Source organism: Calidithermus terrae, assembly GCF_003574345.1.
Lineage (GTDB): Bacteria > Deinococcota > Deinococci > Deinococcales > Thermaceae > Calidithermus > Calidithermus chliarophilus.
Map to the genome: position 1 here is coordinate 1 of NZ_QXDL01000245.1, position 5,278 is coordinate 5,278.

A 5,278-nucleotide genomic window follows, 5' to 3' on the forward strand; every position below is an offset into this window, starting at 1 on the left:
GGGTCGCGGCGTGGGTGGGCACCTTCACCGACGTGCACGAGCGCAAGGTGCAGGAGGAGCGGCTGAGCTTCCTGGCGGCGGCGAGCGAGCGGCTGAGCCTCTCCCGCGACCCGCGGCAGACCCTGGCGGAGGTGGCCCGGCTGGCGGTGCCGGTGCTGGGCGACTGGTGCGCGGTCTACCTGCCCGGCTCGGGCGGCACCCTCGAGCCCCTGGTGGTCCACCCCGCCGACGAGGCCAGGGTCGAGCTCGTGCAGCGCATGCTGCGGCGCTACCCCATCCGCCGGGACGCCCCGCAGGGCACCGGCGCGGCCTACCGCACGGGCAAGCCCCAGCTCCTGCCCGTGATCACCGACGCCCTGCTCGAGGCGCGGGTGGCCGACCCCGAGCGGCTGGCGGTGCTCAAGGGGCTCGAGCTGCGCTCGGGCATGAGCCTGCCGATGGTGTGGGGCGGGGAGGTGCTGGGGGTGATCGACGTGGCTTCCTCCGACCCCCACCGCCGCTACGGCGAGGCCGACGTGGCTTTGGGCGAGGAGTTCGCCCGCCGGGCCGCGGCGGCGCTGGCTAATGCCCGGCTCTTCGCGCAGGAGCGGCGGGGGCGGCAGCGGGCCGAGGTCTTGCGGCGGCTGGCCCAGGCCCTGGCGGTCACGCTCGAGCCGGCCGGGGTGTGCGAGGTGGCGATGCGCGAGGCGTCGGGGGTGCTGGGGGCGGTGTACGGCGGGCTCTACCTGCTGGAGGGCGAGGCCCTGCGGGCGGTGAGCTGGACCGAGCGGGGCTCGGCGCTGCGCGAGCGCTACCGCGAGGTCCCCCTCGTCGCGGGCGTGCCCCTGGCCGACAGCGCCCGCGACGGGCGGCCGCGCTGGTTCGGCTCGGCCGCCGACTACGCCCGGCAGTACCCCCACCTCGAGGCGCAGATCCGCGCCCTGGGCACCGAGGCCTCGGTGAGCCTGCCGCTGGCGGCGGACGGGCGGGTGCTGGGCTGCTTGGTCTTCGCCTTCGCCGACGTGCGGGAGTGGGACAGCGAGGAGCGCGACTTCCTGCTGACGCTCAGCGGGCTGGTGGCGCAGGCCCTCGAGCGGGCCCGGCTGTACGAGGGCCTGCGGGCGTCGGAGGAGCGCTTGCGGCTGGCGCTGCAGTCGGGGCGCATGGGGGCGTGGGACTGGGACACCCTCACCGGCGAGCAGCGCTGGTCGCCCGAGCAGGAGGCGCTGTTCGGCCTGGGGCCCGGCACCCTGCACCACCACGTCAACGACTTCTTCCGCCTGGTCCACCCCGACGACCGCGAGCGCATCGCCGCCAACGCCGAGCGGGCCGCGGCGGCGGGTGAGGAGTTCGTGGAGGAGGAGTACCGCATCGTGCGGCCCGACGGCCAGGTGCGCTGGATCGCCAGCCGTTCGCGCTTCTACCGCGACGACGCCGGCCGGGTGGTGCGCATGAGCGGCGTCAACATGGACGTCACCGGGCGCAAGCAGGCCGAGGAGGCGCTGCGCGAGAGCGAGGAGCGCTTCCGCCAGCTCGCCGAGACCATCCCCCAACTGGCCTGGATGGCCGACGCCAGCGGCCACATCTTCTGGTACAACCAGCGCTGGTACGACTACACCGGCACCACGCTCGAGGAGATGGAGGGCTGGGGCTGGCAGAAGGTGCACGACCCCGGGCTGCTGCCGGAGGTGCTGCGGCGCTGGCGGGCCTCGCTGCAAAGCGGCGAGCCCTTCGACATGACCTTCCCGCTGCGCGGCGCCGACGGGGTGTTCCGCCCCTTCCTCACCCGGGTCATGCCCTTCCGCGACGCCTCGGGCCGCGTGACCCGCTGGTTCGGCACCAACACCGACGTGACCGAGCGCCAGCGGGCGGAGGAGGCGCTGCGGCAGAGCGAGGAGCGCTACCGGCGGCTGGCCGAGGCCCAGAAGCGCTTCGTGGCCGACGCCGCCCACGAGCTGCGCGCCCCCCTCACCGCCATCCAGGGCAACCTCGAGCTGCTGCTGCACTTCCGCGACATGGGCGAGCCCGACTACACCGAGGCGCTGACCGACGCGGCCCGCGAGGCCCAGCGCCTGTCGCGCCTGGTCAACGACATGCTCGCCCTCGCGCGCGGCGACGCGGGGCTGCGGCTGCGGCTGGGGCCGGTTCGCCTCGACGAGGTGCTGCGGGAGGCCTTCGCCACCGCGAGGAGCCTGAGCAATAGCCACCGCCTGGAACTGGGCCCCCTGCCTCCCCTGACGGTGCCGGGCGACCGCGACCGGCTCAAGCAGCTCGCCCTGATCCTGCTGGAGAACGCCCTCAAGTACACCCCGGCGGGCGGTGCGGTGCGCCTGGGGCTCGAGCGGTCGGGCGGCTGGGCCGAGCTGCGGGTGGTGGACACCGGCGTCGGCATCGCCCCCGAGCACCTGCCCCACGTCTTCGAGCGCTTCTACCGCGCCGACCCCTCCCGCTCGCGCGACTCCGGCGGCACCGGGCTCGGCCTCTCCATCGCCAAGTGGGTCGTCGAGCAGCACGGGGGGGAGATCCGGCTACAGAGCGAGCCGGGCAAGGGCACCACCGCCGTGGTGCGGCTGCCCGTGGGGGAGGGCATCGGCGGCGCCCTGCCATAAGTAGGGGGTGTTTCTAACCAATTACGGTTAGCCCGCCGGGATGAGCCCCTGCTAGGCTCACTGCATGGGACCGGGGCGCGGCCGGCCCCTGGCTGCTTCCCGCGTGCCGTGCGGGGTTTGGGCGGCCTGGGCGTGGCCCTCGAGCCCGGCGAAGGAGGGGATGAGCGTGCACGACGAGCGACCGGTGGGCGCCCTGATGGTGATCTCCCTGGTGTTCATCTTCGTGGTGGTGTTCTGGCTGGCCCATTTCCTGGGCTACCTCTCGAGGAGCGGCGCATGAACGGGTCCCACCACGCCTTCGAGCGCTACGAGGCCATCTGGCTGCGGGTGGTGCTGGTGATGATCCTGGTCTTTTTGGTGCTCATCGCCTACACCGCGCTCAACTACGGCCAGACCATCCCGCGCGGGGCGGGCCGGATCCGCGCGGGCGAGGTGCGCGCCGGGAGCGAGTTCGCCAACCCGCGCCTCGAGCAGGTGGGCAACGAGTACGTGGCCTACGTGCAGGCCTTCGCCTTCGGCTACGCCCCGGGCGAGATGCGGGTGAAGCGGGGGCGCAAGGTGACCTTCTACGTCGCCAGCCCCGACGTGGTGCACGGCTTCATGATCGAGCGCACCAACGTCAACGTGGAGGTGGTGCCCGGCTACGTCTCCAAGGTGGGGTACACCTTCGACCGCCCCGGCACCTACAAGATCATCTGCCACCAGTACTGCGGCCTGGGCCACGCCAAGATGCTCAGCCGCATCGTGGTCGAGGAGTGAGCGTCGGGGCGCCCGTGGGGAAAGCCTCCGACCACGAGCCGCGAGCCTTTCCCGGCCCTCGACCCCAAGCCCTCGACCCTCGACCAAGTCCAAAGGAGAAGCAATGGCCGTTCGCACCCTCTCCCGCCCCGACGCCTACGCCGGCGCGCCCGAGAAGAAGGTCACGCTCTACCTGCTGATGCTGGGCTTCGTGGCCCTGCTCGTCGGGTCGCTGTTCGGGCCCCTGCAGGCGCTCAACTACGCCAACATCGACCTCTACCCCTTCCTGCGGCCCCTGGTGCAGTCGTACTACCAGGGGCTCACCCTGCACGGCGTGCTCAACGCCATCGTCTTCACCCAGCTCTTCGCCCAGGCGGTGCTGCTGTACCTCCCGGCCCGCTCGCTGGGGCTGCGGCCGAACATGACCTGGGCCTGGATCTCGTGGTGGATGGCCTTCGTGGGGCTGGCCGTCGCCGCGGTCCCGCTGCTGGGCAACGCGGCCACCGTGCTCTACACCTTCTACCCGCCGCTCAAGGGGCACTGGGCCTTCTACGTGGGGGCGGCCGTCTTCGTGCTCTCGAGCTGGGTCACGGGCTCCTTGGTGCTCGAGATGTGGCTGCGCTGGAAGCGGGCCAACCCCGGCCGGGTCACCCCGCTCCCCGCCTACATGAGCGTGGTCCACTGGCTGATGTGGTTCCTGGCCTCCTTGGGCCTGGTGGTGGAGGTGGCGGTCTTCCTCATCCCCTGGTCCTTCGGCTGGATCGAGGGCGTGGACCCCCTGCTGGCGCGAACCCTCTTCTGGTACACCGGGCACGCCATCGTCTACTTCTGGCTGCTGCCGGTCTACGTCATCGCCTACACCGTCCTGCCGCGCCAGGCCGGGGGGAAGCTGGTCTCCGACCCGCTGGCGCGGGTGGTGTTCCTGCTCTTCCTGCTCTTCTCGACCCCGGTGGGCTTCCACCACCAGTTCTCCGACCCCGGCATCCCCGACTTCTGGAAGTGGGTCCACACCGTCCTGACCATGATGGTGGCCCTGCCCAGCCTGCTCACCGCCTTCACCATCGCGGCGAGCCTCGAGGTCGCCGGGCGGGCGCGGGGCGGCAGGGGCCTGATCGGCTGGGTCACGGCGCTGCCCTGGAACAACCCCAGCGTGCTGGCCTTCCTGCTGGGCTTCATCCTGTTCATCCCCGGCGGGGCGGGCGGCATGGTCAACGCCAGCTTCACCCTCAACCAGGGCGTGCACAACACCACCTGGATCTCGGGGCACTTCCACATGCAAGTCGCCGGGCTGGTGGCGATGGGGGCGATGGGCGCGGCCTTCTGGCTCGTCCCGCACCTCACCGGCAAGCCTCTGGTGAGGCCGGGGCTGGCCTGGGCCTCGATGTGGCTGTGGTTCATCGGCATGTTCATCATGACCTTCGCCCTGCACTGGATGGGCTTTCTCCACGGGGTGCCGCGCCGCTCCTACATCGCCGAGGTGCCCGAGGCCTACGCCGGGGCGGGCCCCTGGATGGTGCTCAACGCCATCTCGGGGGTCATCCTCTTCGCCTGCATCCTCTTTTTCTTCTACGTGATCTTCGCCACCGCCCTGCAACGGCGGCGCGACTTCTCCGAACACCAGGAGATCCCCTTCGCCGAGGCCATCTCCAAGCCCGAGGGCAACCCCCTGGCGCTGCTGGCCGAGCGGGTGTGGCTGTGGTTCGCCGTGGCGGCGGGGCTGGTGCTGGTGGCTTACGGGCCCATGCTGGTGGAGATGCTGGCTAACCTCAACCCGGTGCCGGGGGTGCGGCTGTGGTGAGGGTAGAGGAAAGACAGCCGATAGCGGATGGCCGAACGCCGGGCGCGGGTGTTACGTCGTACGTCCTGCGTCGTACGTCGTACGCGAGAGGCCTAATGCAAAACGCAAAACGCAAGACGCGTGTCCTGCGCCGTACGTCGTACGCTTCGGCCCC

The 5,278-nt window shown here is 71.5% G+C and carries 4 protein-coding genes; all 4 read left to right on the forward strand.

Going from position 1 to position 5,278, the window contains the following annotated elements; translation table 11 throughout:
• On the forward strand, nucleotides 1-2,588 hold a 2,588-nt coding region (locus tag Mterra_RS18470; RefSeq protein WP_119316477.1), incomplete at its 5' end, for a PAS domain-containing protein.
• A 160-nt stretch (nucleotides 2,589-2,748) separates the two neighbouring features.
• Nucleotides 2,749-2,868: a cytochrome c oxidase subunit 2A gene (locus tag Mterra_RS22555; protein WP_170159737.1), complete on the forward strand. Its 120-nt coding sequence runs from the start codon at nucleotides 2,749-2,751 to the stop codon at nucleotides 2,866-2,868.
• Nucleotides 2,865-3,347, forward strand: a complete 483-nt coding sequence (locus tag Mterra_RS18480; RefSeq protein WP_119316479.1) for a cupredoxin domain-containing protein — start codon at nucleotides 2,865-2,867, stop codon at nucleotides 3,345-3,347. The genes Mterra_RS22555 and Mterra_RS18480 overlap by 4 nt, the downstream gene beginning before the upstream one ends.
• A 103-nt stretch (nucleotides 3,348-3,450) precedes the next feature.
• Nucleotides 3,451-5,124, forward strand: coding sequence for a b(o/a)3-type cytochrome-c oxidase subunit 1 (locus tag Mterra_RS18485; protein ID WP_119316480.1), 1,674 nt, complete (start codon nucleotides 3,451-3,453; stop codon nucleotides 5,122-5,124).
• The last annotated feature ends 154 nt before the right edge of the window (nucleotides 5,125-5,278 follow it).